Origin of the sequence: Nocardia grenadensis NBRC 108939, assembly GCF_001613445.1 — a bacterium.
Classification (GTDB): Bacteria; Actinomycetota; Actinomycetes; order Mycobacteriales; family Mycobacteriaceae; genus Nocardia; species Nocardia grenadensis.
Window position 1 is genome coordinate 335397 of record NZ_BDCJ01000009.1, and the last position, 20910, is coordinate 356306.

The 20910-nt window shown below is 66.7% G+C and carries 16 protein-coding genes; 12 read left to right on the forward strand and 4 right to left on the reverse strand.

Going from position 1 to position 20910, the window contains the following annotated elements; all coding sequences use genetic code 11:
* Positions 1–68 precede the first annotated feature (68 nt).
* The 5 genes from hsaA to NGR01S_RS11455 are packed head-to-tail and all read left to right on the forward strand — an operon-like array spanning position 69 to position 6112.
* The gene (gene hsaA / locus NGR01S_RS11435; protein ID WP_063036150.1) at positions 69–1274 is read left to right on the forward strand and encodes a 3-hydroxy-9,10-secoandrosta-1,3,5(10)-triene-9,17-dione monooxygenase oxygenase subunit; all 1206 of its coding nucleotides are present in this window, start codon (positions 69–71) and stop codon (positions 1272–1274) included.
* Entirely contained in the window at positions 1271–2617 is a 1347-nt protein-coding gene (locus tag NGR01S_RS11440) for a class I SAM-dependent methyltransferase (protein ID WP_063036151.1), read from the forward strand. The genes hsaA and NGR01S_RS11440 overlap by 4 nt, the downstream gene beginning before the upstream one ends.
* Complete coding sequence (locus NGR01S_RS11445) at positions 2614–4002, forward strand: FAD-binding oxidoreductase (protein WP_063036152.1); 1389 nt, start codon at positions 2614–2616, stop codon at positions 4000–4002. The genes NGR01S_RS11440 and NGR01S_RS11445 overlap by 4 nt, the downstream gene beginning before the upstream one ends.
* A complete protein-coding gene (locus NGR01S_RS11450) occupies positions 3999–5120 on the forward strand; it encodes a class I SAM-dependent methyltransferase (protein ID WP_063036153.1) in 1122 nt (373 codons plus the stop codon). Before NGR01S_RS11445 ends, NGR01S_RS11450 begins: the two co-directional genes overlap by 4 nt.
* Before the next feature lie 17 nt (positions 5121–5137).
* Positions 5138–6112 carry a fused (3R)-hydroxyacyl-ACP dehydratase subunits HadA/HadB gene (locus NGR01S_RS11455; RefSeq protein WP_169811896.1) on the forward strand — a complete coding sequence of 325 codons (975 nt, stop codon included), beginning with the start codon at positions 5138–5140 and terminating at the stop codon, positions 6110–6112.
* A gap of 336 nt (positions 6113–6448) precedes the next feature.
* Here the strand turns inward: NGR01S_RS11455 and NGR01S_RS11465 are convergent, their stop codons facing one another.
* The gene (locus NGR01S_RS11465; protein ID WP_063036156.1) at positions 6449–7834 is read right to left on the reverse strand and encodes an alanine/glycine:cation symporter family protein; all 1386 of its coding nucleotides are present in this window, start codon (positions 7832–7834) and stop codon (positions 6449–6451) included.
* 915 nt (positions 7835–8749) lie between these two features.
* On the opposite strand from NGR01S_RS11465, the gene NGR01S_RS11470 reads away from it, so the two are divergent.
* Positions 8750–10192 (forward strand): sodium/glutamate symporter, encoded by a 1443-nt coding sequence (locus NGR01S_RS11470; protein WP_063036157.1) that lies wholly within the window; start codon positions 8750–8752, stop codon positions 10190–10192.
* Positions 10193–10345: 153 nt separating this feature from the next.
* On the opposite strand, the gene NGR01S_RS30175 is transcribed toward NGR01S_RS11470, so the two are convergent.
* Together NGR01S_RS30175 and nhaA are read right to left on the reverse strand one after the other, a co-directional pair.
* A complete protein-coding gene (locus NGR01S_RS30175) occupies positions 10346–11176 on the reverse strand; it encodes an alpha/beta fold hydrolase (protein WP_084480674.1) in 831 nt (276 codons plus the stop codon).
* 52 nt (positions 11177–11228) lie between these two features.
* The gene (nhaA, locus tag NGR01S_RS11475; RefSeq protein ID WP_063036158.1) at positions 11229–12539 is read right to left on the reverse strand and encodes a Na+/H+ antiporter NhaA; all 1311 of its coding nucleotides are present in this window, start codon (positions 12537–12539) and stop codon (positions 11229–11231) included.
* Between the two features lie 729 nt (positions 12540–13268).
* On the opposite strand from nhaA, the gene NGR01S_RS11480 reads away from it, so the two are divergent.
* The 3 genes from NGR01S_RS11480 to NGR01S_RS11490 all read left to right on the forward strand — a co-directional run bounded on the left by NGR01S_RS11480 (position 13269) and on the right by NGR01S_RS11490 (position 16303).
* Positions 13269–14135 carry a class II glutamine amidotransferase gene (locus NGR01S_RS11480; protein WP_063036159.1) on the forward strand — a complete coding sequence of 289 codons (867 nt, stop codon included), beginning with the start codon at positions 13269–13271 and terminating at the stop codon, positions 14133–14135.
* 274 nt (positions 14136–14409) lie between these two features.
* Positions 14410–15489 (forward strand): DUF1707 SHOCT-like domain-containing protein, encoded by a 1080-nt coding sequence (locus tag NGR01S_RS31505; protein ID WP_063036160.1) that lies wholly within the window; start codon positions 14410–14412, stop codon positions 15487–15489.
* Between the two features lie 10 nt (positions 15490–15499).
* Positions 15500–16303, forward strand: a complete 804-nt coding sequence (locus NGR01S_RS11490) for a DUF1707 SHOCT-like domain-containing protein (protein WP_063036161.1) — start codon at positions 15500–15502, stop codon at positions 16301–16303.
* Between the two features lie 165 nt (positions 16304–16468).
* Here the strand turns inward: NGR01S_RS11490 and NGR01S_RS11495 are convergent, their stop codons facing one another.
* Positions 16469–16939 (reverse strand): hypothetical protein, encoded by a 471-nt coding sequence (locus tag NGR01S_RS11495; protein ID WP_063036162.1) that lies wholly within the window; start codon positions 16937–16939, stop codon positions 16469–16471.
* A 435-nt stretch (positions 16940–17374) separates the two neighbouring features.
* Here NGR01S_RS11495 and NGR01S_RS32820 point away from each other — a divergent pair, with 435 nt between their 5' ends.
* From NGR01S_RS32820 to NGR01S_RS11510, 3 genes are all read left to right on the forward strand, one after another.
* Positions 17375–19297 carry an NACHT domain-containing protein gene (locus NGR01S_RS32820; protein WP_169811897.1) on the forward strand — a complete coding sequence of 641 codons (1923 nt, stop codon included), beginning with the start codon at positions 17375–17377 and terminating at the stop codon, positions 19295–19297.
* Between the two features lie 427 nt (positions 19298–19724).
* Positions 19725–20096 carry an anti-sigma factor antagonist gene (locus tag NGR01S_RS11505; RefSeq protein WP_063036164.1) on the forward strand — a complete coding sequence of 124 codons (372 nt, stop codon included), beginning with the start codon at positions 19725–19727 and terminating at the stop codon, positions 20094–20096.
* Between the two features lie 115 nt (positions 20097–20211).
* Positions 20212–20853: a PAS and ANTAR domain-containing protein gene (locus tag NGR01S_RS11510; protein ID WP_063036165.1), complete on the forward strand. Its 642-nt coding sequence runs from the start codon at positions 20212–20214 to the stop codon at positions 20851–20853.
* Positions 20854–20910: the final 57 nt, after the last annotated feature.

Consider the following 20910-nt stretch of genomic DNA (forward strand, 5'->3'; position numbering starts at 1 on the left):
TCCACCCGGATCCCCATATCCCGGAGCCGCAGCCGCTCCACACCGATCGAGCCACGGAGGACAATGCAATGACCGATGACGCCACCACAGGGATACTCGCCGCGGTCGGTGACCTGCTGCCGACCTTGAGCAAGCGCGCCCGCGACACCGAAGAGGCCCGGCGGATACCGGCCGAATCCCTCACCGAGCTGACCGCCACCGGATTCTTCGGTCTGCTCCGGCCCGAACGGCATGCCGGGTACCAAGCGCACCCGGCCCACTTCTACACCGCGGTCACCGACCTGGCCTCGGCCTGCGGTTCCACCGGATGGGTGGCCGCGGTGCTCGGTGTCTCCCAGTGGAATCTGGCGCTGTTCGACCTCCGGGCCCAGGACGACGTCTGGAGTGCCGGCCCCGATACCGCGATCTGCTCCTCGTACGCCATGACCGGCACTGCTGTTCCCGTCGAGGGCGGCTACCGGCTCCGCGGCAGCTGGGGTTTCGCGTCCGGATGTGACCACGCCCGGTGGGCACTGCTGGGCGCGCGGGTGATCGTCGACGGGGAACCGGTGGATTCGGGTACCTTCCTCGTGCCCGCCGACGACTACACCATCACCGATGTGTGGCAGGCCGTCGGACTGCGTGGCACCGGAAGCAACGATATCGTCGTCGACGATATCTTCGTGCCCGCCCACCGGATGCTCGGCTCCGACGCAGTCACCGCGTGCCGCACACCCGGACAGCAGTTCAACGGCGGCCCGCTGTACCGGATCCCGTTCGGCTGCCTGCACACCAGCGCTATCACCGCAGCCGTCGTGGGCATGGCCCGGGGCGGTTACCGGGCCCATCTCGAACAGCAGCACGACCGCGTCCGCGCCGCGCTGCCCGGTGATGCGCGTAAGGACACCGGTTACACCGGTGACGCCTTCCGGGACGATCCCGCCACCTTGGAACGAATCGCTTTCGCCGCCACCGAGATCGACGCGGCCTGGCGGCAACTGACACACAATATCGACGATCTACACCGGCTGGCGGCGGCGGAGCGACCGATCGGACCACGTGAGCGGCTCCGGCTTCGCCGCGATCAGGTTCGCGGCACCGAACGTGCCGTGGCCGCGATCGACCGGCTGTTCGAGAACTCCGGTGGTCGCGCGCTGCGACCTGACAGTACAGTCCAGCGCTTCTGGCGTGATGTGCATGCCGGACGCGCGCACGCGGCCAACGACCCCGAACGCGTCTATCGGATGTTCGCCGCGTCCGAGCTGGCCGCGCTGTCCGAGGCGCGAAGCTGGTGACCGAACAGCTGATCTCCGTGCTCACTCGGCACCCCTGGGTGGGTTCGGCGCAGTGGGACCGGCAACACGGCGCTCTGATGGTCCGCCCGACCGCGGACGCAGTGTCCGTGCGACCGGCTCCCGGGGCCCTGGTCACCGAGTATCTCGAGCACTGGCGACATGTCTATGAATTCGTGTACTCGTCCGACGAGCTCCGGCACGGCGACGACCTCGATCTCTCGGGCTGGCGGGCCTCCGATACCGGTGCGCCGTTCGCCCGTGAACACATGCTCGAATGGATCGAGCACGCGGTCGGACTCGTGCGTCGCGGGGACCCGCGTTTCGTTCTCGAAATCGGCTGCGGCAGCGGACTCCTGGCACACCGCCTGCACACGTTCACCCGAAGCTATGTGGGACTCGACCCGGCCGGACCGGTCGTGCAGCGGTTACGCGCGCGGCAGCTACCGAACGTATCGGTAGTGCAGGCCGCCGCGCACCACCTCACCGACGTCCGAGTGACAGCCGCGGTAGAGCAGCTGGCTTCGCACGGCCGACCGGATTGTGTACTCCTCAACAGCGTCACCCAATGCTTCCCCGACGAGCGCTATCTCACCGCGGTGCTCGACGACGCGCTCGACCTGGTGGCACCTGGAGGCACCGTCGTCATCGGCGATATCCGCAACCTCGCCACCGCCTACGATTTCGCCCGATGGCTGGAGCAGGCCCGCGGTCCCGGTCGCAGCGCCGAGGAGATCGACCGGTGCGCGGTGGCGCGCGTGGAGGCCGACGAGGAATTACTCTGTGATCCCCGGATCTTCGCCGGCCTCGCCCGCCGGCATCCGCGATCGGTGCGCGCCACCTATTACGCCAAGCCCATGCGAGCCGATACCGAACTCACCCGGTATCGGTACGACGTGGTGTTGACCGTCGACGCGCCCTCGCCGGCACCGGCCCGGAAGATCCGGTGGGGTGATCTGCCCGCCCGCGACACCGCCGGGCGGCTCCGCGCGCTCGCCGATTCGGTACAACGGGAAGCGACCCTGGTCACCGGTATTCCGAACGCGCTGCTCGACCACGAATCCGCAGAAGCTGTCGAACCGGCCCGGGTCGCGGCGGTGCTCCCGGCCCGCTACGCGTTACTCCTGGACTCCGCCGACGGGCGCGTGCTCGCGGTCGGCCGCCCCGAACACCAGCCGGACCCGACCGCCTGGCCCGACCGTCCGCCGCACGCGGTCTGCAACGACCCGTTCACCCGATATCTGCGACGCAGGATGCCGGAAGTGCTCACCGACTACCTCGAATTACTGACCACCGCGCAGTCGCTCCCGCCCCTTGCTGTCGTCCAGGAGTTCTCCGCCGCATGACCACCATGACGCCTTCGAGCTATCTCACCGAACTTCGGTCTGCCTGCCGAGGCGCCGTCCTGACATCGGGTGAACCGGGCTACGACCAAGCCAGGCAGCGATGGAACTCGGCGATCGACCAACGACCGGCAGCGGTCGTTCAATGCACCCGGGTACCGGACGTCCGGGCCGCTGTCACCATTGCGCAGCACCACGGCTTACCCGTCTCGGTACGTGGCGGCGGACACGAAGTCGCGCAGCATCCCGCCGCCGACGGCTCCCTGCTGCTGGACCTTTCGGGCCTGAAAACCGTCACCATCGACCCGTCCACCCGGAGAGCAGTCGTCGGGGCGGGTGTGACGTGGGCCGAATTCGACCGTGTCTGCCATCGGCACGGGCTGGCGGTGACCGGAGCCGACGTGTCCACGGTCGGCGTGGTCGGCTCCACGCTCTGCGGGGGCAGCGGCTGGCTCCAGCGCATCGCCGGATTCACGTGCGACAGTGTTCGCTCCGCGCAGGTCGTGCTGGCCGACGGACGCCTCGTGCATACGAGCGGCGACCACCACCCGGACCTGCTGTGGGCGCTTCGTGGTGGCGGGGGCAATTTCGGTGTCGTGGTCGCGCTCGAGCTCGAGCTCTACCCGATCCGAGAGGTGCGCGCGGGCACACTACTGTTCCGGCTCGACCGAGGACCCGGTGTCTTCCGAACATTCCGGGAGCTGTGCGCCGAGGCGTCCGACGAAATGGCGCTGCGTGCCACTCTCCTGCACTGGCCACCCACCGCCCCGAAGGGGCCGCCTATGGCCGCGGTCACCGTCGCCCACTTCGGCGCCCCCGACCGAGCGCAATCGGAACTGACAGCGTTGCGCCGATTGGGCGAGCCGGAACTCGATCTCATCCGCCCGGTGACCTATCCGGAGCTGCAAAGCAACACCGAACAAGCGTTCCACGAAGGACACGGCACCGCGACCGGCACCGAGTGGCTCCGCGCATTCGACGATGATGCCGTCGACGCGCTCGTCGATCTCGCGGCGCGGATGCCGACTCCGTACTCGCTGGTCTCGGTCCATCGACTCGGCGGAGCCCTGCAGCGGATGCCGCCGGATGCGACCGCGTTCGGCTACCACGACGCCGCCTACCATGCGGTCATGTTCTCCGGTGGCCCCGCCGGGACCGACCTCACCGTTTCCCGCGCCTGGATCGCCGAGGTGGTGGACGGACTGCAAGGATGCTCCGCGGGTGGACCCTATATCGGAATCCTCGACGACACCGCCACACCCGAGCGTGTGCGCCGTGCCTACCACCCCGCGTCCTATGCCCGGTTGCAGCGGGTGAAGACTCGCTACGATCCCGGAAACACGTTCCGGTGCAATCACAACATCCCGCCGCTGAACGAGGCACTGTGACCGGCGACGAGACGCTCGCCATCGCGCGGCGCGCCGACGAGTCGGTCGCGTATTTCGATGCCCGCCAGTGCCTCGCCGCCCGCGCGGACCTCGATCTGTTCGGGTTACGGGCCATGGCAGCAGTACTGCGTCCCGCGCTGTCGGGGCCGGAGCCCCGTACCGAGGAAGACCTGGTCGCCATGCTGGAGGTCGCGCCGCGGCACCGTTGGTTGTTGCGGCGCTGGCTCGCCCTGCTCAGCACGCACGGATGGCTGGAACACGAGGAGAAACGGGGATTCGCCTCGCTGCGGGCGGTATCCGCCCCTCAGCGACCGGATCTCGAGCAGGCCTGCGCCGATCTCGGCTTCCCCGCACAGCTCACACGGTTCTTCGCCGACGCCAACCGGCATGCGCGCGAGCTGCTGCAAGACCGGGTGCTGGCACAGGAACTGTTGTTCCCCGACGGCGACCTCCGCACGGCCGAGGCGGCGTACCGGGACAATCCGGTGAATCAGTACCTCAACGCCGCGGCCGCCGGGGTGATCGTACGAGCGGTGGACGAACTCTCCGGCGATCGTCACCCGGTGCGGATCCTCGAACTCGGGGCCGGGGTCGGCGGCACCACCGCGGATCTCCTCCCCCAACTCGACGGCCGCCCGGTGGAATACCACTTCACCGATGTGTCGCCGTTCTTCCTGGACGCCGCCCGTACCCGTTTCGCACATTACCCAAACCTGCGGTTCGCCTTGCTGGACCTCAATGCTGATCTCCCACGGCCCCGATCCTTCGATATCGTGCTGGCCGCCAATGTGCTGCACAATGCCCACCACTGCCGAGCTGCCCTGCACCGACTCCGCGAATTGCTCCGGCCCGGCGGACATCTACTGGTGATCGAGTCCTGCCGGGAACACCCCCAACTGCTCACCTCGATGCACTTCCTGATGTCACCGCGCACCGGGGGACTACGCCCCGGTGTCGACGATGTGCGCGCGGGCTCCGACCGCATCTTCTTGACCGAATCCCAATGGCGGGCCGAACTCGTCGCCGCCGATCTCGCGCCCTGGCTCATACTGCCCGGGCCGGAGCAGCCGCTGGCCGTGCACGGCCAGCGGATCTTCGCCGCCCGGACACCACACTGACCCGAGGATTGCTCGCCATGCGCTCTCACCCCACCGTCGGTCACCGATACGCCGCCACAGATCACTACGAAGTGGGTCGTGAGAAGATCCGCGACTTCGCCCGCGCCGTCCAGGATTTCCATCCGGTCCACTGGGAGGACACCGCGGCCCGCGCCCTCGGCCATCCCGGGCTGCTCGCGCCGATCACCTTCGCCTCCGCGGTCACCTTCCCGGCGCATCGGAAGCTCATGCGCGCGGCGCTCGACGGCTACGACCCCGCGCACCTTCTCCACGTCGAGCAGGAGATTCACAGTAGCCGCCCGGTCACGGCAGGCGACCGGTTGAGGCACGACATCACGGTGGATTCCCGCCGGTCCACACCGGCAGGCGGTGAACTCATCGCTCTCACCACCACCATCCACGATGACACCGGAGCTCTCGTGCAAACCGTGCACACCACCCTCGCCGGCCGCGACCACGGCAGTTCACCGACCGCGGAAACGCTCGCCATGCTGGAGCTTCCCGGACCCGAGACCATCCGGACTCCGCCGGCCCCGGAAGCGATCGACGTCCGGACGCGAGGAAGTGTCCGGCGCACCGCCGTGCTCGACCTCCGCCAGGGGCAGGAGTTCGCGCCGAGAACAGTGCGACTCACGCGCGGTGAACTCGTCCACTATGCGGGCGTCTCCGGCGATATCAATCCCATCCACTGGCACGATGCCGCCGCTCGGCATGCGGGCCTGGAAGCCGTCGCCGCGCACGGAATGCTGACCATGGGACTCGGTGCGGCCTGTTTGACCGAGTGGCTGGGTAGGGCGGACCGTGTTGTCGCCTACTACGTCCAATTCGCCAGACCGGTCGTACTCGCGGCGCATCGGCCTGCAGACGTCACATTTCGAGCGGTGGTCCGGTCCATCGATCCGGTCGCGATGCGTGCCACCATCTCGCTGACTGCTCACTACTCCGATACACCCGCCTTCGGTACTGCTTCGGCGACCGTCGGGTTTGTGTGACGAACACCGTCTGCGGTGCGACCTGTAGGCTCCCCGGCCGAGCCATCGGCTCGCCGTGCGTATCAACTGTTATCGCTCAATTGGAGATCTTTTCGCTGGTGGAGCATGTGGGCGTAGTGGTCTGTTCCCTCCGGCCACATCTCTGCGCGAACCAGCTCGCGATGGTGTTCTCCCGGACGACTGCGCGCCACGCCGGCGAGACCGGCTCGGCGAGCTCGACGTGCCCAATCTCGATGGTGCACGGTCGCGTGACCCGCTCTTTACCGGCCCGGACAGGGTGAGCATCATCCAGAACGCGGAGCGTTTCGCGGTGGTTGGGCCGGAGCCGGGTCGTGCTCACATCGTCCGGAGGCCTTCGGTTGCCGGACCGTAGGGAACCGGGTCCTTTCGTTCGAAATATGCTTTGGTCTCGCGGTATACCAGTGGTGACAGGATCAGGAGGCCGATGAGGTTCGGCAATGCCATCAGGCCGTTGGCGACATCGGAGAATGTCCAGACTGTGGTCAGCTCGGTGGTGGCGCCCACGTAGACGACCGCGATGAACAGGATTCGGTACGGCAGCACCAGCGTGTTGCCGAACAGGAATTCGATACACCGGTCGCCGTAGTAGGACCACCCCAGGACCGTCGAGAAGGCGAAGAAGATGATGCTGACGGTCACGATGACGCTGCCCCAAGTACCCGGCAGGGCGTCGGCGAACGCTGCGGCGGTGAAGGTCGCTGCAGCGGCATCGGATTTCCACACTCCGGTGACCACGATCACCAGGCCGGTGAAGGAGACCACGACAAGGGTGTCGATGAAGGTCTGGGTCATCGATACCAGCGCTTGGCGTACTGGGTGGGTGGTCGAGGCCGCGGCGGCAGCGATACCGCCGGTGCCGAGGCCGGATTCGTTGGAGAAGATCCCCCGCGCCACACCGTACTGAATGGCCGCGGCAACGCCGGCGCCCACGAAACCACCGGTGGCCGCCGTTCCGGTGAAGGCATCGGTGAGGATTTCACCGACGGCGGCGGGTAGATCGTCGAACCGCAGGATCAGAACCGCGAGGGCGCCCAGGATGTACAGCACGATCATCACCGGCACGAAGATGCTGGCCACCCGGCCGATTCCCTTGATTCCACCCAGGATGACCGCCGCGGCCAGAGCGGTGATGATCAGCCCGGTGAGCCAGGTGGGCAGGCCCCATTCCGACGCGACATTGAGCGCCACTGTATTCGCCTGGGTCATATTGCCGATACCGAACGAGGCGATGACGCCGGCCACTGCGAAGAAACCACCGAGGAACATCCCGAGCGGCCCCTTGATACCGCGCCGCAGATAATGCATCGGCCCGCCGGCCTGCCTACCGGCGGCGTCGGTGCGTCGGAAACGGACACCGAGGAACGCTTCGCTGTATTTGGTGGCCATACCGACCAGGCCGGTCAGCCACATCCAGAACACCGCACCGGGTCCGCCCAAGGAGATCGCGGTGGCCACACCGGCGATATTGCCGACGCCGACAGTGGCCGCAAGCGCGGTGGACAGTGCCTGATAGTGCGAGATATCGCCTTCGGCGTCGGTATCGGTGCGTTCGACAAAACCCAGCCGGAACGCGAGTACGAACCGCCGGAATTGCAGCCCCCGCAGCAAGACCGTCAAATACAATCCGGTCAGCAGGAGCAGGGGAATCAGTAGCCAGGGACCCCAGATGAAGTCACTGGCGCTGCTGAGCACATCGCCCATAAGAAAACAACCGCCTCATCGATACAGACCATGGCCGGCACGCACTACGGTCGTGTGTCACCGGCCATTCGCCGATGGCTCGATCATTCTCGCCTATGGGAACCGGATGTGCATGACGACCCGCGTTTCACAAATGGCCACGGCGGTATGGCAACCGCACCGACGGTGAGTATCTTGCCGTCGCAAGCCTGATCCTTGCGTCGCGGCGACCCGGCTGCCCGTGCCGCTTGCCTGCTGATCAACGACCTGGCGGTGTTGCTACTGCCCGCATATCGGCGCTGTCCTCGGTGTCGATCTTCATGGAGGCGGGAATGCGACCGGGGGTGCCGAAGTGCTGTCGATCTACCGTGCGGGGCTGGAGACTCTGTGACCCCGTTGCCTGCTACTCGGGATCGAGGTACCCGTGTCTGTTTCTTCCGTTCTTCCCGCTCCGGTCGCCGAGACCTTGGTCGGCATCGCTTCCCAGGTGCTGCGCACGCGTCAGCTGATGCGAGCCCCGGCTCAGGTCTTATCGGGCGCCTGCGCAACCTCTTCCACCGTGCGCGCAGGCATGACCGCAATCGCGGTACCCGCAGAGAGTGAATGGAGGTGATCGGCGAAAGTGTTGTCACCGTGCAGGAGCGCTCCCGTGGTCGAATTCGCCCGACCCGCTCCGGGCCGGATTGCCGACCAGACTTCCCGGCGCACCACAGGTAAAGATGCCGTACCGGGCGCTCGAGCGCAACCCCGGTTCCCGGCCGTGCTGCCACCACTTCTTCGGGCGTTCGTGTATTCCCGTGAGGGAGGAGGATTTACAAAGTACCGGGCCATTGTCTATCGTACCGTCATTCAACGGCATATTTTTGGGGTGTTTGTCGCATTCATTGCCTGTTGTCGCCGGGTGCCGGCGGTTCGCTACGACGGAAGTAGGTGAGTATGTCACCGGAAGTTATCGGGTTCGCACTGCTGTTGCTGGGCGTGATGATGTTGATCGCGAAGATCATTCGAGTGAAGTGGAAGCTTGCGCAGAAGCTGTTCATTCCGAGTTCGATCATCGGTGGCGCGCTGGCACTGTTGATCGGGCCGGATGTATTCGGCCGGATCGCTTCGCTGTTCGGTACCGATCGATTCGCTGAATCGGGCCTGATGACGCCGGAGATCATCGATGTGTGGAAAACCCTGCCCGGACTGTTGATCTCGCTGGTGTTCGCCGGTCTGCTGATGGGACACAAGCTGCCCTCGCCGCGCGAGGCGTTCCGGGTGGCGGGTCCGCAGATCACCTTCGGTATCACAGTGGCCAGCGGCCAGTACGTGTTCGGGTTGCTGCTGGCGATTCTGGTGCTGGGCCCGGTGTTCGGGTTGCCCGCGATGGCGGGCACCTTGATCGAGATCGGCTTCGAGGGCGGTCACGGTACCGCGGCGGGGATGGCCGGAACGTTCGAAGAGTTCGACTTCCCCGAGGGGCAGGACCTTGCGCTCGGTCTGGCCACGGTCGGGATCCTGTCGGGGATCGTCTGCGGGATCGCGTTGATCAACTGGGGTGTGCGCAGCGGTAAGACCACCGAGTTGCGCACCGACGCCACCCCGTCGGTGGCCGAGCGAGCGGGGCTGGTGGAAAAAGAGCGCCGCCGTTCCGCGGGCACGCTGACCGTCAACCCGTCCTCGATCGAACCCCTTACCCTGCACTTCGGGTTGCTGGCAGTGGCGGTGTTGATCGGCTGGCTCATGCTGAGCGGACTGCAGTGGGTCGAGCAGAAACTGTGGGCCGACAGCCTGGAACTGTTCGCGCATGTGCCGCTGTTCCCGATCGCGATGATCGGCGGCATCATCGTGCAGGCCTTGATCCAGGCGTTCGACCGCGAGGAGATCGTCGACGTGCAGATGATCGAGCGGTTGCAGGGTTTCAGTCTCGATGTGCTGGTCATCGCCGCGCTGGGTACCTTGTCGCTGACAGCGATCGCGGCGAATATGGGCCCGTTCATCCTGCTCGCGGTCACCGGTCTGGTCTGGACAGTGGGTGCGTTCGTGTTCCTCGCCCGGCGGATGCTGCCCGACTTCTGGTTCGAACGCGGTATCGCCGACGTCGGTCAGGCTATGGGCGTGACTTCCACCGGTCTGATTCTGCTGCGAGTGGTGGACCCGGATCTGAAGACACCGGCCTACCAGGCCTTCGGCTACAAGCAGCTGATCATGGAGCCCTTCTTCGGTGGTGGACTGGTGACCGCGGGCGTTATTCCGATCATCGCCAATTTCGGGGTCGGATGGTTGCTCGCCGGGATGCTCGCGCTTTTCGTGGGCGCACTCGCCGCCGGCCTGCTGTATTTCGGTCGCCGCCCTGTCTCCACTTCTACGTCGGAGCCGGCCACGGTCTCACCGTGACATTCGCGGTAGTGGTAGGCCCCGGCGCGCGAGACAGGCGCCGGGGCCTACCTCTTCTGTGTACACCGCCGCTGCCCGGACACAAGTGTGCGGTGACTCGCGACTGCACCGAGGCCCGGCGTCAGATGTGCCCGGACAACTCGTCGACGAGGTTCACGACTCCGGCCGGATCGTCGCCGAGGGCCAGGTGTCCGCAGTCCGGCAGTATGCGCAGATGGGTTCCGAGCCGGTCATGGACGGCGCGTTCGAGATGACGGGGCGGTAAGAAGATGTCATCGGCGTTGGTGGCCACCAGGCAGGGTGTCGAGCGGCAGCTGTCGAGTAGCGCGGGGCCAGTGGGGCCGGCGCCAGTGTGGTGCGGCAATAGCGGGCGACCAGGGGCATCCAATCGACCAGATGCGGTGCGACACCTCGGGTAGGGCCTGTCATCAATTGCAGAAGGCGGATCGTGTGGTCTCGGGACGGGGCGGCAAGCCAGCTGACGGTTGCCGCGAGCAGGCGGGGCGGTACCGCCAGGCGGGCAAGCCCGGCCGGCGCTATCAGTACCCGGCCGGCTACCCGCCGCGACGGGCAGGCCAAGGCGATCGCACCGCCGAGTGAATGCCCGAGCAACACGGCCGTCTCGGGTACGGTCTGCTCCAGCACCTCACCGAGCCACCGCCCGTACCAGGCCATCCGGTCTCGGCGCGGCCGCTCCGGCGCGCTGAGACCGGGCTGGCCCGGAACATCCAGAGCGAGGACCCGATACCGCGCCGCCAACTGCGCCAGGAAGGGTAGTGCGACCGCGGTGTTCATGTTCGTCCCCGGGATCAGCACAACAGTGGCCCCACGATCGTGCTCCTCGCCGAGCGCCACAATGCGAGTGGGGCCCGCCGACGTCGTGATGCTCCACTGCCGGTGGGCCACGTCCCAGTTCTGTAATCGCTCGGTGCACCAGAGCTCGATCACCTCACCACTGGGTGCGTTGACGTAAACCGAAACCATTCGCCGGCGCCTTTCTCGGTATGCCGCGGGTATCGAGGGGATGTTCGGCTCCTCAGGATCTCTTCTGGTAGACGTCGGGGATGCCGTCGTGGTCGTCGTCTCTGGTTTCCTCTTCGGCGATGCGGCGGTAGACGCGGTTGCGTGCCCGCAGCACGAGCGTGGCCAGCAGTGCGGCGGTCAGGGTGCCGACGAGGACCCCGATGCGGACATGGTCTTCCCGAAGCGGCTGACCAGCGAATGCCAGCTCTCCGATCAGCAGCGACACCGTGAACCCGATTCCGCCGAGCAACGCCACTCCTGTGACATCGATCCAGCTCAGATCTGAGTCCAGTTCGGCGCGGGTGAGCTTCGCAGTCAGGAAGGTCGTGAGCAGAATCCCGAGAGCCTTGCCCGCCACCAGGCCCACGACGATGCCGAGCGTGACCCGGTCGCTGAGCGAATCGACCATTCCGCTGAGCCCTCCGACGGTGACCCCGGCGGCGAAGAACGCGAATACCGGGACCGCGAAGCCGGCGGTGAACGGTCGTATCCGGTGCTCGAACACCTCGGCCACCCCCGGGTCGTGCGCCGACGGGGCGGCGGCACCGGAACGGGAGGTGAGAACGGGCACGGCGAAACCCAGAAGTACACCGGCGACGGTGGCGTGTATCCCGGATTGATGCACCAGCCACCAGGTCGCTGCCGCCAGTGGTATCAGCACCCACACCGAATGGACCCCGCGCTGGACCGCGAAGGTGAACGCGGCGAGGGGGAGCACGGCCAGTGCCAGGTAGGGAAGATGCAGTTCGTCGGTGTAGAAGATCGCGATCACCGTCACCGCGAGGAGGTCGTCGACTACCGCGAGGGTGAGCAAGAATGTTCGTAACGCGGTGGGCAGATGTGAACTGACCACCGCGAGGACGGCCAGGGCGAAGGCGATATCGGTTGCGGTGGGCACCGCCCAGCCCTGTAGGGCATCGCCGTTGCCGAGATTGAACGCGAGGAAGATCAGAGCCGGGCCGACCATCCCGCCGACGGCTGCCACCACCGGCAGTGCCGCGCGGCGGGGGTCGCGCAGGTCTCCGGCCACGAACTCGCGTTTGAGTTCCAGGCCGACGACGAAGAAGAACACCGCCAGCAGCCCGTCGGCGGCCCATGTCTCCAGCGAGAGCCTCAGGTGCAGGCCGGCCGGGCCGACCTCGAAGGCACGCAGCGCCTCGTATGCGTTCGACCAGGGGGTATTGGCCCAGATGAGACCGAGGGCCGCTGCGACGATCAGCAACGCACCCCCGGCGGTCTCGGTGCGCAGGATCGCGGTGATCCGCCGGGTCTCCGGCCAGGAACCCCGAGCGAACAACGAGGGGCGGGGTCGGGGTGAACTCATCAGCGCGTGTCATCTTCCGTCGGCATCGACCCCGGCCCATGCTCGGACCAGGTACGCCGACCAGACTTCCCGGCTCTCCTACCGTAAAGATGCCGTATAGACCGCTGGAAACGCAAACCGCGCGGCCACCGCCCCGGTCATTCGTTCCTGCGGTACGGGGCCGCTGCTCCCGCCTGCCCGTCACGGTGATGCATTAGGGGAGGGCTGTTCGGTGGTGTATCGCTTACGCCAGCGGTCGATGAGGGGACCAGTTCGTGGAGCATGAAGGTGGAGAAGTAAAGCGAGTGTGTAGGCAGTGATGATCCACTGCGGCCGAGGTCGCCGAATTGTAGGTCGAGCTGAGCGGCAGGCATCGCGATATGCACGATCGTGCCGTCCGGAATCACTATTGGCTGGGGCGATGGCGACGGATCCGAGAGCCAGCCACTTCCGCTGGATCGGCGCGGCCGGGGAGGCATTGTGCGCGGCCGGCCCGCAAGTCAGGGCCAGGAACGCCATGCGGCCGCAGTGCCCACCTCCAGCGCGGGCAGGGGCCGTGCTTCGGCATTCGGGTCGAAGCCATGTCGCCGGCCACGGGGCCGGAACCAACCGAAGATGCTGCTCGCAGCTGGCTCGATGTACTCCTGCGGCTCAGCCGAGTCGGCGATGTCGGAGCGGTGCCGAATACATTCCCGGCGTAAGCTGACCGGCGACCTGCCCCACTCGGACGACGCCCGATCAGGAAGCGCCATGTGTCGTTTGTTCGGATTGTCGGCCGCACCGCGGCGGGTACGAGCCACATTCTGGTTGCTGGACGCGCCGGACAGCCTCTCGGAACAGAGTCGGCGCATGCCCGATGGTGTCGGGCTGGGCACCTTCACCGCGGACGGGTCCACGCGGGTGGAGAAGCAACCGATCGCCGCGTACGAGGATAGGCAGTTCGCCCGTGAGGCGCGGGAACGGGAATCGGCGACGTTCGTGGCGCATATCCGCTACGCGTCTACCGGCGGTCTGGAAGTACGCAATACCCACCCCTTCGAACAACACGGCCGGCTGTTCGCCCACAACGGTGTGCTGCAAGGCCTCGACGAACTGGATGCAGAGCTCGGTGACTACGGCGATCTTGTGCACGGCGATACCGACTCCGAACGGTTCTTCGCGCTCATCACACAGCGCACCGATCGGCACGACGGCGACGTCACGGCGGGCATCGCCGATGCCGTCCGCTGGCTCGCGGACCAGGTGCCCGTCTATGCCCTGAATATGGTATTGACCACCGACTCCGGTCTGTGGGCGCTGCGCTATCCGGACACCCACGACCTGTTCGTGCTGGAGCGCGCGGCAGGCGGACCGCACGGCGGACGCCACCTCGATCACGCGGGCCGAGCGGGAATCCGTACCCGTAGCGCCGAGTTGGCAGCTTTTCCCGCGGTGGTCGTGGCCAGCGAGCGCACGGACGAGGATCCGGGGTGGCGATCGTTGGCGTCGGGAGAGTTACTGCACGTCGACGGCCATAACCGCATCCAGGTGACGACGATTTCGGACAAACCGCCACGCCATCCGCTGACGCTCGCGCAGCTCGATGGGACGGCGGCCGCTTCGCAAAGGGGACGGTGAACCGTCCTGCACTCCCATGGCCGTCCCCGAACGATGCGGGTTGCGGACGTTCGTTGTGGCAGTACCGCCAGCAGGAGATCGCCCCGGCAACGCCGGACGTGCCTTCGAATGCGGTGATGGCGTCGGGGGAGCGGTCAGTCGCGGTAGACACCGACGGAGGGAAACTCGCGGGAAACGTGATAGCCGGCGACGACTCCTGTCTGCACTATTGCCAGCTGTCCTTTCGACACAACGAATCTTTTCATGCCAGGAGTGCGCGACGTAGAATTCGCCGGTGTCAACAGCAGGGTCGGGTCGTTTTCGTGCACGCGATGTCGACCGTGTCGAAACAGCGGCCCGGCTGGACGCGGCCTATGCCGAGGGCCAGCTGGGCGCGACGGAATACCACGACCGTATTGCCCGGTGCCGTGCCGCGAAAACGCTCGGTGAACTCGCCGGATTGGTGGCCGACCTCCAGGGCTCGTCCACTGCCGGACCTCCTGTAGCGCGGTCGGCGCCGCGTGGTTATCCGCCGGGCATCCGGGCGCGTACCGCCGACCGCCGGGCCACCGCCGAACTACTGGACCGGGCCTACGCCGAGGGCCAGCTGACCGAGGACGAGTATCGCGCGGCCGCGGAGCTGCTCACCGAGGCCATCACCCTGGGTGATCTCACCGATATCACCGCCGACCTCCAGGCTCCGCCGCATACTCCTGTCGAGTCCCACCCGGCCGGTGGCGCTCGCTCCGGTCGTTACTTCGCCGTCCTCACCGCCGCCGCGCTGGCGGTGGCGTTCGGCGCGTACACGCTCGTCGGCCGCGAAGCCGAGTCCGCTGTAGCGACGCAACCGCCGCCCGCCGCGGCCCCGGTGCCCGCGCCGGCCCCGGCGCCGGAGGAGCTCGAGCCTCTGGTCTTCACCCCGCCGGATCTGGTCACCGGTGCGGGACTGGCCCAGTTCATCACCGAGTACCGGGCGCGTTTCGGCGATACGGTGGCCGACGAAGTGTGGCTGCATCCCGAGCACGGTGATGTGAAGCGGGCCGTCCCCGGGCAGCCGAACCGGCTGCTCGCCTACGACTATCGGGGCGGTTTCCGGCAGTCCGACGATCCGACCACCCGCACGGCCGGCACTCCGACCGTGGACCTGGGGGCTCTGAACACCGAGGTGATCGGTCGCGTGCTGGTCGATGCCCCGGCGATCGTGCGGGTCCCCGACGGCGTGGTCACCCATATGGGTTATGAGATCCACACCTTCCCTCCATACGACGGAATGCCCGCGCTCAGTATTTATGTCCGCAATTCGTTCGACGAGAGCGGGCGGCTACTGGTCGGTCCGGCCGGCGATGTGCTGCGGGTCTGGTCGTTCGAGGGATGAGGATCGGGTAATGGCGAGGAAAGAGCAGGTCAGGGCGCGCGACCGTGATCGCGTCGAGGTCTGCGCAATCCTGGACGCGGCGCTCGCGGACGGACAACTGCGCACCGACGAGCACACCGCCCGCACCCGGTCGGCGATGCGGGCGAAATTCACCTCCGACCTGAGCGCCCTCATCCGTGACCTCCAGACTCCCGGCAACCCGGCAGATGCCCCGGTGCTCAGGGACAACCACCGGTGGCGGCGCTGGAAGCTCCCGGTCGCGGTACTTGCCGCGGCCGCCGTGCTCGGAATCGGGGTCGGTGTCATCGCGCGCGACGATCCGGCACCCGCTGCCGTCACCGTCACCCACCGCGAACCGGAGTCCCCGCCGCTGCCGAATCTACTCACCACCGAGGGGCTGGGGTTCTTCATAGACGCCTATCGCCGAGAATTCGGCGATACGATCGTCGATACGGCCACGGTCTACCCGGACTTCCTGCTGGTCCAGCGGCTGGACAACGGCAGACCCCGGAACTTTCGTTTCACCGCGGGCGGGTTCGACGAGGTGGGTGTACCGGTACCCAGCTACGCCGAGGGTCGACCGATCGACCTGGCCGATATCGACCTCACGACCATGGCCGCCGTACTGGCGGGCGCACCGGCCACGGTGCGCCTGGAACAGGGAGAAGTCGAACATCTCGGAATCGGTTTCGAACTGATCGCACCGGTCGATGCCGGACCCGTGGTCGGTATCTACGTCGAGGACCCCACGGGCCGGACCGGCCATCTGTCCCTCTCGTTCGACGGCGCACCTCTGGAAGTGTTCCCCGCGTAGAACTCGGAGTCGCCATGACGGTCCCTTCGAACGGCCGCCTGCGGCCACGCATGTAGATGCCATCGACCGGGCTGCCCGGCCGATCGCGGTCGGTGCGCCCCACACCGTTCACCGCCCGCACCGAGAGCAGTTGAGAGTGGCCCGGTACCGGCCGGGTTCGCTGTCTCAGTGCAGGACTCCGTAGTTTCCGGCGATGGTGAACCCGTGTTCGAGGATTTCGCAGGTGACCGTGCCTTGGAAGCCGACGCCGCAGGTGGTGTAACCCAGGGAGGTCTTACGCCCCTCCGGCAGGACTTTTGCTCCGCCCGGATACGTGAACGTGGGCGAATCGGAGGTGACGTACCGGGCCGTTTCGTCGCCGGAAACGAGTACCTGATTCGTGCCTGCGGGCGCATCGGCCGGCACGGCGTCGCATCCGGACAATCCGTCGAGATAAATCGCGCAGTGGCGTCCGTCCGGGGTGCGGAAGAACACCGTCGCATCATGGTCCGCACTCCGGACGAGATATTCGGTGTTGTCGACTGCTGTCAGTTCGTCCAGCACCTCGGCGTCGGCGGGGCCTGCGGTCGATGCCACCGTCGCGGTGGTGAGTAGTGCGATCGTCGAGATCGCGAAGAGTCGAGCACGATTGGGCAAAGGGAACCTCCTGATCGATAACGGACAACTCCAGCGGGCCGGTCAGCAGTTCGATCCGTCCATACGTGATCGCTGATCCCGCAATCGACGGTCGGCCTGGGCATGCGCAGACCGATCGGCCCATGTGGTACGGCCAAGCCTGTCGAGCTGGTCGGCCCGACAGACTGTACGCGTGAGTCACAACATCGGAATATGCGGGAATCGTATGCCGCTGTGTACTGGTTTTCGGTCGGTTCGACGCGTTTCGTCCGGCGAGCGATCGGATCCAGCGGGGCCACCACGGACGATAGTTGTCGGAGCGGCGTGCGACCTCCTGGTGTCATCGCCTCGGCCGGAGAAGGACGGTATGGCCGACATCGCCGAAGATCGTTGGCTGTCGGACCGACTGTGGTGTATCGGAATCGGCTCGGTGGCAAGCTGTTACGGGTGACCGGGATGGAGACCGCAGCTGTACGCGTGCTTCCAGGATTGATCAGACCTGCGGTATGGCTCTATCGGCGCTGGCGGCCGGAGAAGCACTCGCGTGCGTTGGCGCAGCGCGCCGACGACCTCGCTTCGGCGGTGGGCAGGGCCGAGGACAAGCTGCAGCAGGAGCTGCGCGCGAAGCCGGGCTCGTTCATGCCCGTGACGTTCACCGCTGCCGACCACGCGCAGCCCGGGGAGGTGATCGACTCGGCCGAGGTCGATGACATCTCCCACTACTTCGACCTGCTCGACCAACCGCGGCGCATGGTCGTGCTCGGCGATCCGGGCGCCGGCAAGACAGTGGCCGCCACTTACCTCGTCGGTGGTCTGATCCAACGCCGCCGCGAACTCGACCCCGAGTCCCGCCGTGCCGCCGAACCGGTACCGGTGCGGCTCAACACCGCCGGATGGGACGGTGGACAGGAGTTCTCCACTTGGCTGGTGAGCCGCCTGAAGCTCGACCACCAGCTGCCGAGCATCCTGGGCGCCGAGATGGTCAGGGCCGGGATGATCCTGCCCCTGCTCGACGGCCTCGACGAAATGGACGACGAGACCACCGACGGGAAACGCGCCCGAGCGCTGCTGGACCGGCTCAACGAACGCGAATGGGCACACCGCCCCGTGGTGGTGCTGTGCCGGAGCATCGAATTCGACCACCTCGAACAGGCCGGGAGCGATAACGGCTTGCATGGCGCGGTCACGGTCACCCTCGCCCCGCTTTCCGGTGGTCAGCCCGCCGACTACCTCACCAGCTATCAGCACCGGATCGGCGCCACCCATCCCGCATGGGATAAGATCAATACCCACCTGCGCGAACACGCCGATCCCGAGCGCGCCGACAGCCCTCTGGCCGTGACTCTGCGCAACCCGTGGATGCTCGGCCTGACCGCCCACACCCTGCACCGCGACCCGGCCACCGCTGCCGCACTGCTCGACTGCCCTACCCCCGAGGCCGTGCGCGACAGGCTATTCGCCGCCCAGATCCCCGCGGCGATCGCCGGCACCGACGACACCGAGCGCTTTCGCGACTACACCCCCGACAATGTCGAGAAATGGCTGCGCACCCTTGCTCGGCATCTCGAACACCGCCGCGACACCGGGCGCAACGGCACCGCCATCCGCCTCGACGAAATCTGGGAAATCGCCGGCACGGCCCACATCCGACTCCTCCACGCCCTGGCCATCACACTCACAACCGGGCTTGCGCTCGGTCTCCCGGCCGGGGCCGCGTTCGGGATCACGTTCGGGCTGAAGGCCGGGGCCGCGTTCGGGATCACGTTCGGGCTCATATCCGAGGCTCAGAGAACTCCCGCAGCGGACAGCATTGCGTGGAAAGTGCCCACCCGCTCCCGATGGCGCGGCGGGTTCGTAATGGGGTTCAAGGCCGGGATCCCGATCGGAGTCACGGTCGGGCTCATGCTCGGGGTCACGGTCGGGCTCATGCTCGGGCTCGCGTCCGGGCTGATGTTCGGGTTCGTGGGCGGGCTCAGCACCACTGCCGAGGATCGGCTGGCTATGGGGATCGATGAACGGCGGCTGATTCTCAACGATCTGCAATCAGCGCTCTTCCACGGTGCCGCGTTCGGGTTCGCGTTCGGGTTCGCGCTCGGGTTCGCGCTCGGGCCCGCGGTCGGGCTGGCGGTCGGGTTCGCGGTCGGCCTCGCGGTCGGATCCGGGTTCGGGCTCGCCAGTGGACGGTTCTTCCTGGCCGTGCTTGTGTTCAAGTTCACCGCAGACTTCCCGGACCGCCCTGCTGCCTTCCTCGACTGGGCCCGTAACAGTGGCCTGCTCCGCGTCAACGCCACCGCCTACCAATTCCGACACCAGACCTACCAGCAGTGGATCCTCCACCCCCGACAGGACAGCCCCGACACCGCATCGCTCAACCAGTGACGCGTCCGGTATCCCGCTCTCGACGTCCGGACCCGCTGTCGGCGGCGTGGTAGGACGGCCAGGCCGGAGGGAGCTGTCTGTTCAACCCCCTCCGGCCTGTCCGGACTAGCCCTTCATGGATCGGATAAACCTTGACAGCCGCCGGCCCCGGGCGGATGCCCTGGAAATCAAAGAAACCCGCGGCGCGGTGCGGGGCTGTCCTGGATGGACCCGCTGCCGATGGTCGTTCTTCGCGGGCGGTGTCGCCGGGAAGATCTTCCTCGCCATGGGGTCGGTGGTGAGGCCTTGGGCGACCAGGTCCGCGAGTACGCGGCGGTGGATCACTACTCGGGGCGTAATCGATGTAGGTGGTGGGTCTGCGGCGGGGATCTTCGACCACTCCGGTGAGGCTGTCCAGTCTGGTCGTTTGAGGGATAAGATTTGAAGGGTGACTGAAGACGACGATGCGGCGCCGGTTTCCCAGGTGGAGATCGCGCATCGGATGGTCGGCGAGGTCGCGGTCGTGGCGGTAGGTGGGAAGGTCGATCACACGACCGCCCATCGGTTGGTGGAAGCGGTGAGTTCGGGGTTGGACCGCACCCGCGGTGGATTCTGCGTCCTGGATCTGACCACTGTGGAATTTCTCGGCGGCCACGGCCTCAGCGCCATACTCAAAGCCGCCAGGGCTGCCGAGAACCGTCGGCAGCCGTTGCGGATCGCCGTCGACCACAACCGGCCCGTGGTTCGTCCGCTCGAGGTCACCGGGCTGGAGGAGTTTCTCGCGCTCTATCACAGCGTCGAGGAGGCGCTACAGGGCTGACAACCCGGTAGCTCCGGCCACCGACGGAGTCCTCTGCTGTGGTCGGCCTTGCACAGGCCGCGTGCTCGGCTGCTCGGGGTAGTGACAATACTGGGCCGGTGATCGAGAAGACGCTATGACCGACCAGCCGAACCCCAATCCCGCCCCGCAGCGTGTGGGGGGTTTCTGGTTCTATGCCGACGGGCAGCGCTGGGAGTGGTCCGACGAGGTCGCTGCCTTGCACGGGTATGGCCCCGGCGAGGTCGACCCCACCATCGAGTTGCTGTTGAAACATAAACACCCCGATGATCGGGATCAGGTCGCCGACGTGCTGTCGGCGGTCGTGGACGCCGGTCGGCCCTACTGTTCCCGGCACCGCATCCTCGACGTCGACGGCGCCGAGCACCATGTCCTGGTGGTGAGCGATCAGATGCGTGACGGGTCCGGTGCCTCGATCGGCACCATGGGCTTCTACATCGATGTCTCCGACACCGCGGCCAGCATCCGCACCCAGGTGATCGACGAGACGATGCCCGAGATCGTCGAAGCACGCTCGGTGATCGAACAGGCCAAGGGCGCGGTGATGGCGATGTATGCGATCCCGCCCGAGAAAGCATTCGATGTGCTGGTGTGGCGGTCACAGGAAACCAACACCAAGCTGCGGGTCCTGGCCGAGAACCTCGTCACCGGCCTCACCGAGTTCGGTGGCGTGGCGGTGCAGACCCGCACCCGCTTCGACCACCTGCTGCTCACCGCACACGAACACCGGACTCGCTGATACCACCCGCACGCGGGCCGCGTAAGAACCGGTGTGCACCGCTCCGCGCGGGGGTTA